This window comes from Nostoc sp. PCC 7524, assembly GCF_000316645.1.
Lineage (GTDB): Bacteria > Cyanobacteriota > Cyanobacteriia > Cyanobacteriales > Nostocaceae > Trichormus.
The window spans coordinates 1-15921 of record NC_019684.1; the positions used below are offsets into that span (position 1 = coordinate 1).

The 15921-nt window shown below is 42.4% G+C and carries 13 protein-coding genes; 4 read left to right on the forward strand and 9 right to left on the reverse strand.

Annotated elements, in window-relative coordinates:
• The first annotated feature begins 173 nt into the window (after positions 1–173).
• Together dnaA and dnaN are read left to right on the forward strand one after the other, a co-directional pair.
• A complete protein-coding gene (dnaA, locus tag NOS7524_RS00010; protein ID WP_015136400.1) occupies positions 174–1556 on the forward strand; it encodes a chromosomal replication initiator protein DnaA in 1383 nt (460 codons plus the stop codon).
• 336 nt (positions 1557–1892) lie between these two features.
• Positions 1893–3053, forward strand: a complete 1161-nt coding sequence (dnaN, locus tag NOS7524_RS00015) for a DNA polymerase III subunit beta (protein ID WP_015136401.1) — start codon at positions 1893–1895, stop codon at positions 3051–3053.
• A 223-nt stretch (positions 3054–3276) separates the two neighbouring features.
• Here dnaN and NOS7524_RS00020 read toward each other — a convergent pair whose 3' ends face one another.
• The 7 genes from NOS7524_RS00020 to trxA all read right to left on the reverse strand — a co-directional run bounded on the left by NOS7524_RS00020 (position 3277) and on the right by trxA (position 10481).
• A complete protein-coding gene (locus tag NOS7524_RS00020; protein WP_015136402.1) occupies positions 3277–6033 on the reverse strand; it encodes a GAF domain-containing protein in 2757 nt (918 codons plus the stop codon).
• A gap of 347 nt (positions 6034–6380) precedes the next feature.
• On the reverse strand, positions 6381–7568 hold the full coding sequence (locus NOS7524_RS00025) for a TRC40/GET3/ArsA family transport-energizing ATPase (protein ID WP_041555471.1): 1188 nt from the start codon (positions 7566–7568) through the stop codon (positions 6381–6383).
• A 116-nt stretch (positions 7569–7684) separates the two neighbouring features.
• Positions 7685–7954: a hypothetical protein gene (locus tag NOS7524_RS00030; protein WP_015136404.1), complete on the reverse strand. Its 270-nt coding sequence runs from the start codon at positions 7952–7954 to the stop codon at positions 7685–7687.
• A gap of 78 nt (positions 7955–8032) precedes the next feature.
• The gene (locus NOS7524_RS00035; RefSeq protein ID WP_015136405.1) at positions 8033–8410 is read right to left on the reverse strand and encodes a DUF2358 domain-containing protein; all 378 of its coding nucleotides are present in this window, start codon (positions 8408–8410) and stop codon (positions 8033–8035) included.
• Positions 8411–8414: 4 nt separating this feature from the next.
• Positions 8415–8993, reverse strand: a complete 579-nt coding sequence (locus tag NOS7524_RS00040) for a hypothetical protein (protein WP_015136406.1) — start codon at positions 8991–8993, stop codon at positions 8415–8417.
• 220 nt (positions 8994–9213) lie between these two features.
• Complete coding sequence (locus NOS7524_RS27675) at positions 9214–9819, reverse strand: hypothetical protein (protein WP_015136407.1); 606 nt, start codon at positions 9817–9819, stop codon at positions 9214–9216.
• Between the two features lie 344 nt (positions 9820–10163).
• Positions 10164–10481: a thioredoxin gene (gene trxA, locus NOS7524_RS00050; RefSeq protein WP_015136408.1), complete on the reverse strand. Its 318-nt coding sequence runs from the start codon at positions 10479–10481 to the stop codon at positions 10164–10166.
• Positions 10482–10792: 311 nt separating this feature from the next.
• On the opposite strand from trxA, the gene fabG reads away from it, so the two are divergent.
• Positions 10793–11545 (forward strand): 3-oxoacyl-[acyl-carrier-protein] reductase, encoded by a 753-nt coding sequence (gene fabG, locus NOS7524_RS00055; protein ID WP_015136409.1) that lies wholly within the window; start codon positions 10793–10795, stop codon positions 11543–11545.
• Between the two features lie 15 nt (positions 11546–11560).
• On the opposite strand, the gene NOS7524_RS00060 is transcribed toward fabG, so the two are convergent.
• Complete coding sequence (locus NOS7524_RS00060) at positions 11561–12640, reverse strand: MraY family glycosyltransferase (protein ID WP_015136410.1); 1080 nt, start codon at positions 12638–12640, stop codon at positions 11561–11563.
• Positions 12641–12798: 158 nt separating this feature from the next.
• On the opposite strand from NOS7524_RS00060, the gene groL reads away from it, so the two are divergent.
• Positions 12799–14472: a chaperonin GroEL gene (gene groL / locus NOS7524_RS00065; protein WP_041555042.1), complete on the forward strand. Its 1674-nt coding sequence runs from the start codon at positions 12799–12801 to the stop codon at positions 14470–14472.
• A 180-nt stretch (positions 14473–14652) separates the two neighbouring features.
• Here the strand turns inward: groL and NOS7524_RS00070 are convergent, their stop codons facing one another.
• Positions 14653–15369: a biliverdin-producing heme oxygenase gene (locus NOS7524_RS00070; protein WP_015136412.1), complete on the reverse strand. Its 717-nt coding sequence runs from the start codon at positions 15367–15369 to the stop codon at positions 14653–14655.
• Positions 15370–15921: the final 552 nt, after the last annotated feature.

Below are 15921 nucleotides of genomic sequence, written 5' to 3' on the forward strand. Positions count from 1 at the left end.
TCAAAAACTGGTTCCGGGTCTAGAGCATCTCAATCTAATTTGATGCTTGCTTTCAAGAAACTAGGGGTGCAGGGAAAGAACAAGTGTCGCTTTCATCTGTTGCTAGCGTGTAGTCGCGCTGGTTGGAGGCTCACATCTTCTATTGTGACGATTAGCAGCAAAGGTGGTAAATGATGGAAATTCCCATTGACAGTTTATGGAGTCAGGTATTAGAGCGTTTACAGATCGAATTATCCCGTCCCACCTTTGAAACGTGGATTAAAACTGCTAGCGCAGAACGGTTAGAAAATAACTGTTTGGTAATCATGACTCCTAACCCTTTTGCTCGCAATTGGTTACAAAAGTATTACATCACTACAATTGCCAATGTTGTGCAAGATATTTTGGGTTATCCTATAGAAATTTCTATTAAAGTTGTTCAGGGTGATGCAGTTTGTGAACTGGGAGAATCAGCACTTGGTTGGGAATTACCCACTCCCAATATTTTTGCAGAAACTATTCCGAAAAAAAAGCAAACAACTACAGAATTAAACTCTAAATATACCTTTTCTCGCTTTGTGGTCGGTGCAAATAGTCGTATGGCTCATGCCGCCTCGTTAGCTGTGGCAGAATCTCCTGGGCGAGAGTTTAACCCTTTATTTTTATGTGGTGGTGTCGGTTTAGGTAAAACTCATCTCATGCAAGCTATCGGACACTATCGCTTAGAAATTTGTCCAGATTCTAAGATATTTTATGTTTCTACAGAACAGTTTACTAACGATTTAATTACAGCTATTCGTAATGATAGTATGCAGAGTTTCCGAGAACATTATCGGGCAGCTGATGTGTTGTTAGTAGATGATATCCAGTTTCTTGAAGGTAAGGAATATACTCAAGAAGAATTTTTTCATACTTTTAATACATTACATGAAGCTGGTAAGCAAGTAGTGATTGCTTCCGACCGTCCACCAAACCAGATACCTCAATTACAAGAGCGTCTTTGTTCCCGATTTTCGATGGGCTTGATTGCTGATATTCAGTCTCCAGATTTAGAAACGAGAATGGCTATTTTGCAAAAAAAATCTGAGTACGAAAATATTAGGCTACCCCGTGATGTAATTGAGTATATTGCTGCTAATTATACTTCTAATATTCGGGAACTAGAAGGAGCTTTAACCAGGGCGTTGGCTTACATTTCGATTTGGGGTTTACCGATGACGGTAGAAAACATTGCCCCAGTTTTAGAAACCCCTACGGAGAAAATCGCAGCTAGACCGGAAGAGATTTTAACGGTGATAGCTGACAATTTTAATATTGCCATAGAAGACCTTAAAGGTAACTCCCGTCGCCGAGAAATCAGTTGGGCGCGTCAAATTGGGATGTATCTGATGCGGCAACACACTGATTTGAGTTTACCGAGAATTGGCGAAGAATTTGGTGGTAAAGACCATACAACGGTGTTATATAGTTGTGACAAAATTACTCAACTCCGGGAGAGCGATCGCGCCTTAGCTCAAACTTTACGTCAACTGAGCGATCGCATCAATATGACTAGCCGTTCCCATAAAACAACTTGACAATAATTTATTGTTTTCCACAACCAGTAATCATCTCACTCGCCGAACACAAATTAAAATATTAAGTAATGTATAAAAACAGTTTAAATTTCCTTCTCCTCTGTGGAAAAATAGTGATTTTTTTGTGGAAAACTTGATATTTTCGTGGAAAACTTCATTAAGTATAATTACCCTGTGGAAAAAACCTCAATGTTTTCCACAAGTTTTCCACAGACTATAAGTAATAGGCAATAGGCAATAGGCAATAGTTATTCTCCTCTGCTCCTCTCCTCTCCAATCCCTACTCCAGACTGAACTAGGGATGTTAGTATATTCACTCACCAGCTAAATCTAACTATGAAATTAGTTTGCTCCCAAAGCGACCTCAGTAGCAATCTCTCCCTTGTCAGTCGTGCTGTACCGTCACGGCCGACTCATCCCGTACTTGCCAATGTGCTACTACAAGCAGATGCTCAAACTAACCAGGTAAGCTTAACAGCCTTTGATCTCAGTTTGGGTCTTCGCACCAGCTTTAATGCGGAAGTTTGGCAAGGAGGAGCGATCGCACTTCCTGCTAAGTTACTTGTAGATATCACCTCTCGTCTACCAGAGGGAGAAATTACCCTAGATGATGAATCGGCAGATAGCAAAGCCACAGGAGAGGGTTTAGTTGTTACCCTCACACCCAAAACTGGACAATATCAGTTACGCGCTATGGGTGCGGAAGAGTTTCCCGAATTACCTTTAATTGAAAACACCGAAGCCATCAATATCACCGCCACAGCATTAATTGAAGGCTTGCGGGGTTCATTATTTGCTACCAGTGGGGATGAAACAAAGCAAGTCCTCACAGGAGTTCATCTCACAGTGAAACAAGACGCATTGGAATTTGCTGCTACTGATGGACATCGCCTCGCAGTGGTAGAAACCAGCAACGAGCAGCCTGTGGAAGATACTGAGCAACAACTAGAGGTGACAGTACCAGCTAGAGCATTAAGAGAACTAGAACGGATGTTAGCTCATAATGCTGCTTCCGATGAACCCATAGCCCTATATTTAGATCAAGGTCAAGTTGTGTTCTCATGGCGTAATCAACGCCTCACCAGTCGGACATTAGAAGGCCAATACCCAGCTTATCGGCAACTTATTCCTCGCCAATTTGAACGACAAGTAACAGTTGAGCGCCGACAATTTTTAAGTACATTAGAGCGAATTGCCGTATTAGCTGATCAAAAAAATAATATTGTTAAACTCACAATTGATAGTGATGCTCAAGAACTTACCTTATCTTGTGAAGCTCAAGAAATGGGTAGTGGCAGAGAGTCTATGTCTGCTCAAATTTCTGGCACAAATATAGACATTGCCTTTAACGTCAAGTATTTAATGGAAGGCTTGAAAGCTTTGCCATCCTCAGAAATTCAAATGCACCTGAATCAAGAACTGACTCCAGTGATTTTTACACCCTTGGGTGGTTTAAAGATGACTTATCTAGCCATGCCAATCCAATTGAGAAATTAAGAATGTGACAGGTTATACCAATTCAAAATACCCTACGGAAAGGCAAGCCTACAAAATTCAAAATTAAGAAATTGAGACTCAGCATACCTTTTAGCGTTTGCATCTGTATCAAATTTTTTGTGAATTGGTATTACAGCTCAAGAGTTCTCTAACCCATAACCTGTCACCTGTCACCTGTCACCTATCACCTGTAACCTGTCACCTGTCACCTGTCACCTATTCCCTAACTCCTACTTTGTTGCATAGGAATTTCAATCCAAAATTCTGTCCCAGATCCTAACTGCGAATCACATTTAAATACACCACCATGTTTATCGACTACAATCCCATAACTAATTGATAATCCTAAGCCAGTACCCTTACCTACTGGCTTAGTAGTAAAAAATGGATCACATATCCTTCTTCTTACACTTTCTGGTATGCCTGGGCCATTATCTGTCATGCGAATCACGATGCTTTTAATATTGCCCTGTAACTCGCCAATGCTAGTACGGATAGTAATCTGACTTTTATGGGGTTGTAATTGCTTGTCTTGATAGTCTTCTAAAGCATCAATGGCATTACTCAAAACATTCATAAACACCTGATTCATCTGCCCGGCATAGCACTCTACTAAAGGAATGTCACCATACTCTTTGATGACTTTAATCGCAGGACTTTCCGGTTTTGCTTTCAGGCGATGCTGCAAAATCAGCAAGGTACTGTCTATACCATCATGAATATTTACAGCTTTCATTTCTGCTTCATCGAGACGAGAGAAATTTCGTAAAGACATGACAATCTGACGGATACGCTCCACCCCAATTTCCATAGAAGATAAAGTTTTGGGTAAATCTTCCGATAAAAACTCCAAATCAATCTTATTTACCAAATCGAAAATTTCCAAAGTTCCATCAGGGAATTGCTGCTGATAAAGCTCCACCAGACTGAGCAAATCTTTAGCGTATTCGCTGACATGAGAGAGATTGCCATAAATAAAGTTGACTGGGTTATTAATTTCGTGGGCAACACCTGCCACCAATTGCCCTAATGAGGACATTTTCTCTGTTTGAATCAGTTGGGTTTGGGTTTGTTGTAAATGATGTAGTGCTTGAGATAACTTTTGGGCTTGCTGTTTTGTTTGACTTAGGAGTTCAGCTTGTTGTAATGCTACTCCTAATTGGGCAGCAATCTGAGTGAGGAAATTAACTTCTGAGGGTTTCCACTGACGAGAACCAGAATGTTGATAAGTTGCTAATAAACCCCAAAGTTTTTGCCCAAAAAAGATGGGAGCAAGAATAAAAGCATGAATTTGATACTGTTCTAAATTATCAATATGACACTGAGCAAACCCCATTTTATAGATGTCATCTACTGCAAAAGTTTCATTATGGCGGTAGCGTCCACCTTCTGTATCTTGTAAGTAAGTGTCATTCCAAACTAAATTAATACCTAATTGGGATTCATTAGACCAATGGGGACTAGCAGCCTCAAAATCACCAACAAATTCACCACCCCATTCAGCGTTGAAGCGATACACAGAAACCCGATCTGTTTTGATGAGTTGACAAACTTCTTTAGTAGTTGTTTGAAAGATAATATCAGTATCCAGAGATTCACGAATCTTATTAACAACCCCGAATATTGTTTGTTGTTGTTCTGTGGTTTGTTGTAGCTCAAGAGTGCGCTTTTGAACTTGTTTTTCTAAATTCTCATTGAAGGCTTGTATCTGTTGGTATTGTTCATATTGCTGAATCGCTGAAGCAAAGTGTTTACCGAGTTCTCTAGCTAGTTCAATGTCTTCAATTGTCCATTGTTGAGCTTGGGCTTTCTTAGATTCACGCCACAGTTCAAATGATAGGCGGGGGTAAATTTGCCTTTGATCAGGATCATGCTGACCAGCCCAGAGAGTTTCTGTGTCTATTTCATTGCGGAAAATGCTTAAATATCCTAGCAACTGTTGACGATATTCCAATGGAATCATCAAAATGCTACGAATTTTCGTTGCTTGAAAAACAGGTTGTAAACTTCGTAAGGCGGAAGTTTGATAGATGTCGGTAATTGCCCACACATCATACTCATGGGATTTGTAGTGTTCCTGCCAGACGCTATACTGCTCTATGAGGGGATAGATAGTTTGTTCTGGGATGAGTGGTTGCTGTCCATAAGTATAAAGTCGAATACAATCACTACCTGGAATCAAACATTCTGCCAAACTCTTGTGATTGCCATTGTTGAGATCAAAAGCTTCATTTCTCAGACAAAGCCGACCACCAACACCGTTAAAAGCATTAACGGCTGCTTCTAAAGCTGGTTGTAAGACAACTGTGGGTAATGAGTGTAGTAGGGTAGCAATGCGGTTAATTACTGCTTCCCGTTGGGCTTTGGCACGGGATTGAGTGAGGAGGTTACTGTGGGCGATCGCTACCGATAATTGATCGACAACCATCTGCATGGCTGCTAACTCATTCTCTGAAATGTTGCGGGTTTCAGAGTGATGGGATACCAGCAATCCCCAGAGTGTATCTTGATGAAAAATTGGGGCAACAACGGAAGACTTCACCCCCATTGCAGTGAGATATTCCAGATGACAGGGATCTACGGGACGATAACAAATTTCTTCTGCTATTTGTTCTCCTGTTTCCAAGTTGTATAAGGGACTTTGCCCAATTTGCCCTGCATCAACATTGACGACAGAACGTACCTTGGATTTGATCAATAGTTCTCTGGCGTGGGGAGGAATGTCATCAGCTGGAAAATTTAAGCCCAGCAATGAGGGTAGGCGATTTTCATAAATCGATTCAGCAATGACCTGACCGCTTGCATCTGCATGGAATTTGTAAATCATCACTCGGTCAGTTCCCAGTAAGGAACGTACCTCAGCCGTTGTCGCTGTAATGATATCTTCCAATTCTAAGGATTGACGTATACGAGTTGTGATGCTGCGTAGTATGCTTTCTTGATTAAGGCTAACTTGCAGTGGTTGAGCGATCGGGAACATTGGTTTTAGTGAAATGAATTTTAGAATAATCGCCAGATTTTTATAAATCTAAAGACATTTTGGTTTTCAATTAATCACATTGTCCACAGTAAAACTACGGTCAAAATTTACCTAACAAATTTCGCTGTCTGTACATTAGTTAAATATCTAAAAATGCCAATAATTTTTAGGTAATATATTGCTCAACTTAGGAAGAACAATTTAATCAAACTAACCTGAACCCAAAACAAAAAAATCTGCCAAAAAAAGACGCAATATTGATTGCGCCTGATAAAGTTGCTGAAGAACCTCTTAATAGTAATATTTAGTGTTCATGGATTATCTCGTTACCCACTTCATCCACTAAATTAAACTCTCACATTATCAGCAAAGCGGATTTTAAGATAGTCTTCTTCCATCTTTGCGCCTGCGGGCTGGAGTGCTGCTAGGGCTTGGGGTAAGACCAGATTGCGGCGATGGTTGCCAATCGTAATATTTAATTCATCTCCAGTTTTACTGAGTTGAATTTGGTTTTTAGGAATTCCCGGCAAGTACAATTCTAAGCTGTATTGATTTTGTTCTTGCACGACTCTGACAGTCGTTTCTTTGTAATATACCTGAGTGGGGTCTTCATCTTTATAGAGTGTTTCTTTTAAACGCTCTAAGGCTGCTAAACCACACATTTCTTCAGAGAATAAGGGTACCTCTTTCACGGGTAGAGGAAGAAAATTTTCATGGATTTCTTGACGATATTCTTCCTGATTTTGTTTCCAACTTTGGAAGAATGGATCTTGCACTTCAGCCGGGATAATGCGATTAGCCACTACTAAATCTGTGGCAACATTGTATAAGCTTAAATAAGCATGAGCGCGTAGAGATTCTTTAATCACCATCTTTTCTGGATTGGTGATTAAGCGAACTGAAGTTTGGGTATTATCTGTTAATACTTTTTCCAACGCTTCAATTTGCTCATAAAATTCATAAGGTGCATCCATCACCTCTTTATCTGGTAAAGAAAACCCTGCGATTGGTTTAAATATAGGTTCAACTAGGGGGCGGAGTGCAACTGAGATGTTTTGAAATGGCTTGTAAAAACGCCGCATATACCAGCCACCGACTTCTGGTAAACTCAGAAGTCGCAATGCTGTACCGGTGGGAGCAGAGTCGATAATTAAAACATCATACTCGCCTTCATCATAGTGGCGTTTCATTCTTACCAAGCCAAAAATTTCGTCCATTCCTGGCAAGATGGCTAATTCTTCTGCTTGGACTCCCTCTAATCCTCTGGCTTGTAAAACCTGGGTAATATAACGCTTCACAGCACCCCAGTTTCCTTCTAGTTCTTGTAGTGCATCTAGTTCTGCACCCCATAAGTTGGGGCGAATTTGCCGGGGTGCGTGTGCTAGTTCTAAGTCAAAACTGTCTGCTAATGAGTGGGCAGGGTCTGTACTCAAAACCAGTGTACGATATCCTAATTCTGCACAACGGAGTCCAGTTGCTGCTGCAACTGAGGTTTTACCCACGCCGCCTTTTCCTGTCATTAAAATTACTCGCATGGATGATTCTGCCCTGCCTGAGAATTGTTTACATTTATTTACGCTATCTCCATTATCGATGGTTTTGGGGATTGGGGGCATGAGTCAATAGTTATTCTCCCCTGCTCCTCTACTCTCTACTCCCTATTCCCTTGTAAAAGTTGATCTAGTTTATTTTCGATTTCTGAGAGTTTGTTAAGAATTGTGGGGCGCTCACCATCTACTGACAGCAACAAATTGAATATTCCCTCTTGTACTTGCGTTAATCGTTCTACTGCTTTTTGTAGTTGGATCATGCCTTCGCGGAGTTCTTGGCGTTCCTCTCGTGCGTCAGCCATTTCGTCTAGCATAGATTGGACGGTTTTAGCGTTAGTTTCAATTAGTTGTTTAAGTTCTTTATCAGCCATTGCGATCGCTCTTTTGGGTTAAGTATATTATTTAAACGCAGAGGGGGAGAGAGGTAAGCGCAGAGGTACGCGGAGAATTTAGGGAATGATATGTTGTTTCAACACATCTAGCTTGGAACAATGCCAATAATCGATGTGAGAGACAATTAAGCCATCGGAGTTAAGTCCTAGTTCACTCCAGCCAGAAATCTCAATGCGCGGTTTCCATGGTAGGGGCGTGTTCCAACTGAGTGTCCATTCGGTTTTGATAGTGTCTCCCAATTGTTGAATATGATGCAAGTCCATTCGGCAATTTAAAAACCACGTTTGGATGAATTTAATCATTTTTTTATAACGTTCTACACCGCGAAAGCTATTTAAGGGGTCTTGAAAATACACATCCTCAGCATAAATATTGTAGGTTTGATGATCTGGAAATCTTTGATAATCTGCTTTTAGGATTGCGATGATATCCATTAATTTATTGTGGGTTAATATTTACTTCATGCCATAGTCTTTCTAATTGTCTTTGCCAAGCGGCTAAAACTTCTTCTCTGGCTTGTGGAGTTTGGTTAATCTCTCCTAATAATCCTTCGGCATAGAATCGTTCTAAGTTTTGCATTGTGGCTTGCAGAGATTGTCCTTGCTGTTTAGCGGCTTGAATAATTTGCCGGACACGACTTTCTAGTAGACGATTGAAGACATCGTTTAAACCAGCGTCGTGCAAAGATACTAAGCGCGCGATCGCATTACTTAAATCAGCACTGACCAAACTACCGCTATGATGCTGATAAACTCCCCAAATTACGCCGTCATACAAAGCGTAACGTACTTCTTGGGTGTCATCAAAGTTGGCTTCTAAAAATTGTGCTAAAAATGGTTGAGCTTCTGTAGCTGGCACAATTGGTAGTAAAACTCTCAGCCAACTGTGATCTTCTGACAGCAGTATTAATAGTCTAAATGTAGGTGTGTCTATCTGCCATGATCCAGGTGCGATTTTCTCCACATTGGCTGTACCAAATAAGTCTGTCAGAGTTGCCGCAATTTCTTCAGGTGTCATAGTCTTTTTTGAACTTTACTTTCTAGCCTACCGCTTTTCAGTTTTAAGGCGCATCAGCTAAGTAATAGATGAGACTACTAGACTATTAGAAGCAGACTTCAGCAGCCAGACCAATATCTGACTGCTGAAGTTACACCTTTATATGTAAGGCTAACCACAACCGACTCATCGCCCCGAAGAAAGCTAACAGCACTTATGTCTCTTTCTCTTTCTAGCTACCTTAATACCTCTGCGTGACTTGAACTCTGATTCTGGGTGTGGGACAGCGCCAATCATCACCAGAGATCTGTTGACAACCTGCTCTGATCATTGCGTCATAGGGGACACCAGGGGCAGAATAGCGCCAACGCCCTTCCAGTGTTGGGCCAGACCTCGCTTGTAACTCTATAAACCTTCCGCGTTCGTTTTGTCCTGGATACTGCCCCCATCCATCTTGGGTTTGAACTCGAATTCTGGGTGTGGGACAGCGCCAATCATCACCAGAGATCTGTTGACAACCTGCTCTGGTCATGGCGTTATAGGGGACACCAGGGGCAGAATAGCGCCAACGCCCTTCTAGTGTCGGGCCAGACCTCGCTTGTAACTCTATATACTGTCCTCTACCTCTGTAATCATCCCAATATCCACCCCGTCGGTTTCGACAAATCCTTGCCGCCTCGCGTCCTGAAACACCACGGTTTCTGAGGTTTTGTATACATTGCCCTACAGATTTTTGAGCTAGTGCTGGTTGTTGTGGCATCAATAGTTCTGTAGTTGCGATCGCACTACCGACAGAGACTAGGACAAGAATAGATGTGTTAGTAATATGTTTAAGTTTTAGTGGCATGATTTTTACTCCTCACCACAGTTAGGTGTGGTGGATTTTTTCTTGTTTATAAGCATCTACCTTTTGACTCCTGTCCACCTCCTACAATTGGATCACCCAATTGGTTGATTCTTATATAAAATAGGCGCTTAACCACATTTTTGCTGAGAAGCAATCATGCGATCGCCTATGGTGGGCGCTCTGCACCATCGCCTACAGTAAGACGCAGACTATCGCTCTTTATATTTTTGAATTTGTTGCTTTAAAATAAAATAATTTGCTACAAATCAACTATCCTTTTTATTGATTAATTAATCAGCCAAGGTGTAGAGATGCAAATATTTGCATCTCTAAGTTAACAAGAATTAAATCAAACTTTGCAGATGTTGCACTAATTGTGGTGCTTGTAACACACCTTCAATGCGATCTACTGGCCTACCTTCTTTGAAGAGGATCAGTGTTGGTAGAGCATAAATTTCATACTGACTGGCTAACTCTGTGTATTTTTCAGTGTCAATTTTGACAATTCGTAAACGGTCTTTAAGTTGAGCATTTACTTGTTCTAAAATCGGAACCATCATTTGACAAGGGCCACACCATTCAGCATAAAAATCTACTAAAACGGGTACATCAGAACCAGACAGCATCTCTTCAAAGCTGTTGAATTGCTTTTTAGTAGTCATGTGACACACACCAATTTTCTATTGATTGAATTCAATATTAATGTGTGCTTTCTGAAAACGGTGTAACATTATTTTGTTTTTATTGTTGATTAATTCTTTGCCTCATCCTCAAGGCATAGGTATTGAGGATTAGGGATTGGGGATTGGGGACGGGGAAAGAAATGTTGATTGTGTTATCAAACATTTTTCTGGATTGTGTAGGCTTACGCTTACCCGTAGGGTATGAGTGAATTTTGAATTCTTGGTAAGTTGCAGGTACAAATCACCATAAGATCATTAGCGCGGTAATTTGCAATATTGAGGAATAGTTTATGGCGATTTTAAGTGAAAATTTAAAAGGGCAAGTGGCAATTGTCACAGGTGCTTCACGGGGGATTGGACGAGCGATCGCACTAGAATTATCTACCTATGGGGCTACTGTGGTGGTTAATTATGCTAGTTCTAGCGGTGCAGCTGATAATCTCGTGGCAGAAATTACTGGTGCTGGTGGGGAAGCGATCGCTCTCCAAGCTGATGTTTCCCAAGCCGATCAGGTAGACGCACTCATCAATGCTGTCATGGACAAGTTCAAACGCGTTGATATTTTAGTTAACAATGCAGGGATTACCCGTGACACCCTACTTTTACGGATGAAGCTGGAAGATTGGCAAGCAGTGATTGACCTCAATCTCACTGGTGTATTTTTATGTACTCGTTCTGTCAGTAAAATCATGCTGAAACAGCGTTCTGGGCGGATTATCAATATTAGCTCCGTAGCCGGACAGATGGGTAATCCTGGTCAAGCTAACTACAGTGCGGCTAAAGCAGGTGTGATTGGCTTTACGAAAACCGTAGCTAAAGAACTGGCTTCCCGTGGGATCACCGTTAACGCGATCGCCCCTGGTTTTATTGCCACGGATATGACCAGTGATCTCAAAGCCGATGAAATTCTCAAATATATTCCTCTAGGTCGCTACGGTCAACCAGAAGAAATTGCTGGGATGGTGCGCTTCCTGGCTGCTGATCCGGCTGCTGCTTACATTACTGGACAAGTGTTTAATGTCGATGGTGGCATGGTGATGTAATTCTTGATGGCAAAATCAACTGTTACGGAGTTTGTGCCAAACAGTAAAGCCGAGGAGGATAATAATCCCACTGGTAGTGGCAACAATCACGGCGGCACTCATACCTTGGATTCTCATAGCCAGCAGGTTACAAACTAAGGTAATTGACCATAAAGTAAGTGCTGCACGGCGTTGAGAAAATCCCCAAGCCAGGAGACGATGGTGTAAGTGGTCTTTACCAGGGGTACTGAGCGGGTTTTTACCTGCTAACAGCCGTCTGACAAACACTTGTGTAGTATCTAGTACAGGTAACAGCAGAAATAAAACTGCGGGGCCTAGAGCATAAATGGTATTCCGTTGCAGATTACCTAAAATACTGGTAGCAGCCAGCACATAACCAAAGAAGTAGGCTCCGGCATCACCCATGATAATCCTTGAGGGGTGGAAGTTATGGCGCAAAAAGCCCAAGGCTGCACCCCCCAAGGCTGCCAACACTAAGATAGCCGCAGCCCGATTGGGAAACTGGGCAGCGACTCCTAGTAAACTCATGGCAGTGATAAAGCTAATTCCTCCAGCCAAGCCATCCATCCCATCCATTAAGTTGACAGCATTGGTAATCCCCACGATCCACAGCACCGTCAATAACATCGAGAGAATTGAGTCAATAGGCGTACCTAGAACAACATCAACACTAATACCATTAGCAAACAGTAACAGTGCCGTAATAATCTGCGCCCATAACCGTACAGAGGGGGGTAATCCGAACTGATCGTCAATAAAGCCGACCAAGACTAGGATTGAACCTCCCAGTAAAATAGTCAGTACCTGAGCTAAGACATTTTGCAGTTCAATGGGTCTCAAAAGGCTAGCTAGTACCAATGCGGCAATTACTCCCGCATAAATAGCTAAACCGCCTGCATTCGGCAATGGTTCTTGGTTGAGTCTTCGGGCGTTTGGTTGGTCAGCCCAACCTACCCGCAAAGCGAATTTACGAATTGTGGGAATTAAACGCCAAGTTACCAACCAAGCCAAGATAAACGTAAATGCTACTGCCAACCAGCCGGAACCGCTAGGGTTAGCAATGCCAATAGACTTAAGGGAGTCGTAGAAATTCATCTCCCGATTTAACCATTACTGCCAGTATCCTACATGAGCATCAAGTGTATATTAATCAATTTTTTTGATTTTCAGATGTGATCTGTTTAGCTTGGGTACTTAGCACTCTGAACCTGTGAGTGCTAAATTGTCTAATGGAACCGCTAGAGAAAGGAAACATGGCAAAGATTATTTCATTTGATGAAGAATCACGGCGAGCCTTAGAACGGGGTGTCAACGCCCTAGCTGATGCTGTGAAAATCACCTTGGGGCCAAAAGGTCGCAACGTACTTTTAGAAAAAAAATTTGGTACACCCCAAATTGTTAACGATGGTATCACTGTCGCTAAAGAAATTGAATTAGAAGATCCTTTAGAAAATACTGGTGCCAGACTCATCCAAGAGGTAGCATCTAAAACCAAAGATGTTGCCGGAGATGGGACAACCACTGCTACTGTTTTAGTCCAAGCCTTGATTAAAGAAGGTTTGAAGAACGTGGCAGCTGGTAGCAACCCCGTGAGTTTAAAGCGTGGCATTGATAAAACTACTGAAGCACTTGTAGCAGAAATTGCTAAGGTAGCCAAACCAGTAGAAGGCAGTGCGATCGCTCAAGTTGCCACTGTTTCATCTGGTAACGATGAAGAAGTCGGCCAAATGATTGCCGAAGCAATGGAAAAAGTCACCAAAGACGGTGTAATTACCGTTGAAGAATCTAAATCCCTCACCACCGAATTAGAAGTAGTAGAAGGGATGCAGATTGATAGAGGTTACATTTCCCCCTACTTCGTCACCAACAACGAACGGATGACGGTAGAGTTTGAAAACGCTCGCATCCTGATCACCGACAAGAAAATCAGCAGCATCCAAGAGTTAGTTCCTGTTTTAGAAAAGATTGCCCGTTTAGGTCAACCTCTGCTGATTATTGCTGAAGATGTAGAAGGAGATGCCTTAGCTACTTTAGTAGTTAACAAAGCGCGGGGTGTGCTGACTGTGGCGGCAATTAAAGCCCCCGGATTTGGCGAACGCCGCAAAGCCATGTTGCAAGACATAGCCATCCTCACCGATGGACAAATGATTTCCGAAGAAATTGGTCTGAGCTTAGATACAGCTACTTTGGAAATGTTGGGAACTGCTCGTAAAATCACCATTGACAAAGAAAATACCACTATTGTTGCTGGTAGTGCTGTCAAGCCTGAAGTCCAAAAGCGGATTGCTCAAATTCGCAAGCAGTTGGAAGAAACTGATTCTGAATACGATCAAGAGAAACTACAAGAACGCATTGCCAAGCTAGCTGGCGGTGTAGCAGTAATTAAAGTCGGCGCAGCCACAGAAACCGAACTCAAAGACCGCAAGCTGCGGATTGAAGACGCACTCAACGCTACCAAGGCGGCTGTAGAAGAAGGTATTGTTCCTGGTGGTGGTACAACCTTAATTCACCTGTCCAAGAAAGTAGACGAAATTAAGAATAGCCTGGACGGAGAAGAAAAAATTGGCGCGGATATCATCAAACGCTCTTTAGAAGCTCCTTTGCGTCAAATTGCTAACAATGCCGGTGCAGAAGGTTCTGTCATTGTCTCCCAAGTCAGAGACAGTGAATTTAACATGGGTTACAACGCTGCTACCGGAGAATTCCAAGACTTAATTGCTGCGGGTATTATCGATCCTGCTAAAGTTGTCCGTTCAGCTTTGCAAAACGCTGCTTCAATTGCTGGTATGGTTTTAACCACCGAAGCGATCATTGCAGAAAAACCAGAGAAGAAACCTGCAATGCCTGCTGATGCCGGTATGGGCGGCATGGGTGGCATGGGCGGCATGGGCGGCATGGGCGGCATGGGCGGCATGGGGATGTTCTAAGGGAACAGGGAACAGGGAATAGGGTATTCCTCACTCTGTCACCTGTAACCTGTCACCTATCATCTATCATCTATCCCCAAACACTAGGGGCAACTTCCCCACGATCGCCTGCTGAAAGCAGATGAACCTAGGGAGGCTGCCCCTAAATTTTGCTTAATATTGCTTTACAAAAATTTACTTTTACTCAGCAGTGGCAAGTTCGGTGTTACCGCGTGTGCGTCTGCGGGTGAGGGTGTTATACAACATCACTCCAATAGCCTTGATTAAGTTACCTTCCAATTCTTGGAACATCTTCATGTTCATTCCAAAGGCGGCGTTAGCTTCATCAACAATGCGATCGCCTGCGGCATCATCAATGGGTAGTTCATCCAATGTTTGACGATATTTAGCTTTAAATGCTTTCTCATCAGAAATCTCGTCAAATTCATAGAAGGCCGTTCCTTGCCCGTCATTCAGATTCATTGCTGTCACAGCAATGTTTTTGAGAATTTGACCCCCAGATAAATCGCCCAAATAACGAGTGTAGGAATGGGCAATTAATAATTCTGGTTCGGTTGCGGAAATTTCGCGGATGCGTTGTACATAAGCTTCCCCGGCTGGTGATAATTGGATATTTTCCCGCCAATTAGCACCATAGTAGTAACTCAGGTCTTGTTCTAAGGTATGCTTACGGTTGAGTTGGGGGAAGTTAATTTTAGAGACAATTGGGTGCTGGCTGTGCTTTTCCATCTCCTCTTCCATCGCGGAGTAGATGTAGTAAAAATTAGCCACTAACTTCCGGTAAGAGCTTTTCTCAACAACCCCTTTTAAAAAACACTTGACAAAACCTACATTCTCTGCCATTGTGTGGGCTTTTTTTGTACCTACACGCAGTTTGCTTGCTAAATTGCTGCTCATACTAAATTTCTCAACTTTAAAAGGTCAACTGCCAGAGCTTTAAATTACGAACGGCTAAAAAATGCCATTAAAACGTTACATTAGAACTATTTGATGAGAATTTATATTAAAAATTCTTAAGCGCAGAAGGTAGAAGGCTGGGGGCTGGGGGCAGGGGAGCAGAGGGCAGGGGAGCAGGGGAGCAGGGGGGCAGGGGAGCAGAGGAGCAGGGGAGAAAAGTTAATAACTTATTGACGCTTACCAGGCTACGCCTTCCTACGCTAACAGCAATCAACAATCAGCACGCTGCTCAAGCTCCGCTTCTACTAAGGAACTTCCAGATAAAAAAATATCCAAAATTTAGGGTGCGTCAGTGCGAGAAAACTTAGCTGTACGAAGAAATTATTCATACTGACGCACCCTTGTATATTGAGAGAAGTAGTAGACCGTCAATTTGGAATAATTTATTTTTTGGTGTCCCTAACAGCACTCACGGCTTTCGGAGCATTCCCCTACACACGCAACTTGGCTCAAGTCGGGAAAGCCTTTCGGCAGTTGCTCATGGGGGAAACC

Coding starts and splice junctions, on each gene's coding strand:
- dnaA (WP_015136400.1), top strand. CDS start 174: ATGGAAATTCCCATTGACAGTTTATGGAGTCAGGTATTAGAGCGTTTA.
- dnaN (WP_015136401.1), top strand. CDS start 1,893: ATGAAATTAGTTTGCTCCCAAAGCGACCTCAGTAGCAATCTCTCCCTT.
- NOS7524_RS00020 (WP_015136402.1), bottom strand. CDS start 6,033: ATGTTCCCGATCGCTCAACCACTGCAAGTTAGCCTTAATCAAGAAAGC.
- NOS7524_RS00025 (WP_041555471.1), bottom strand. CDS start 7,568: ATGCGAGTAATTTTAATGACAGGAAAAGGCGGCGTGGGTAAAACCTCA.
- NOS7524_RS00030 (WP_015136404.1), bottom strand. CDS start 7,954: ATGGCTGATAAAGAACTTAAACAACTAATTGAAACTAACGCTAAAACC.
- NOS7524_RS00035 (WP_015136405.1), bottom strand. CDS start 8,410: ATGGATATCATCGCAATCCTAAAAGCAGATTATCAAAGATTTCCAGAT.
- NOS7524_RS00040 (WP_015136406.1), bottom strand. CDS start 8,993: ATGACACCTGAAGAAATTGCGGCAACTCTGACAGACTTATTTGGTACA.
- NOS7524_RS27675 (WP_015136407.1), bottom strand. CDS start 9,819: ATGCCACTAAAACTTAAACATATTACTAACACATCTATTCTTGTCCTA.
- trxA (WP_015136408.1), bottom strand. CDS start 10,481: ATGACTACTAAAAAGCAATTCAACAGCTTTGAAGAGATGCTGTCTGGT.
- fabG (WP_015136409.1), top strand. CDS start 10,793: ATGGCGATTTTAAGTGAAAATTTAAAAGGGCAAGTGGCAATTGTCACA.
- NOS7524_RS00060 (WP_015136410.1), bottom strand. CDS start 12,640: ATGAATTTCTACGACTCCCTTAAGTCTATTGGCATTGCTAACCCTAGC.
- groL (WP_041555042.1), top strand. CDS start 12,799: ATGGCAAAGATTATTTCATTTGATGAAGAATCACGGCGAGCCTTAGAA.
- NOS7524_RS00070 (WP_015136412.1), bottom strand. CDS start 15,369: ATGAGCAGCAATTTAGCAAGCAAACTGCGTGTAGGTACAAAAAAAGCC.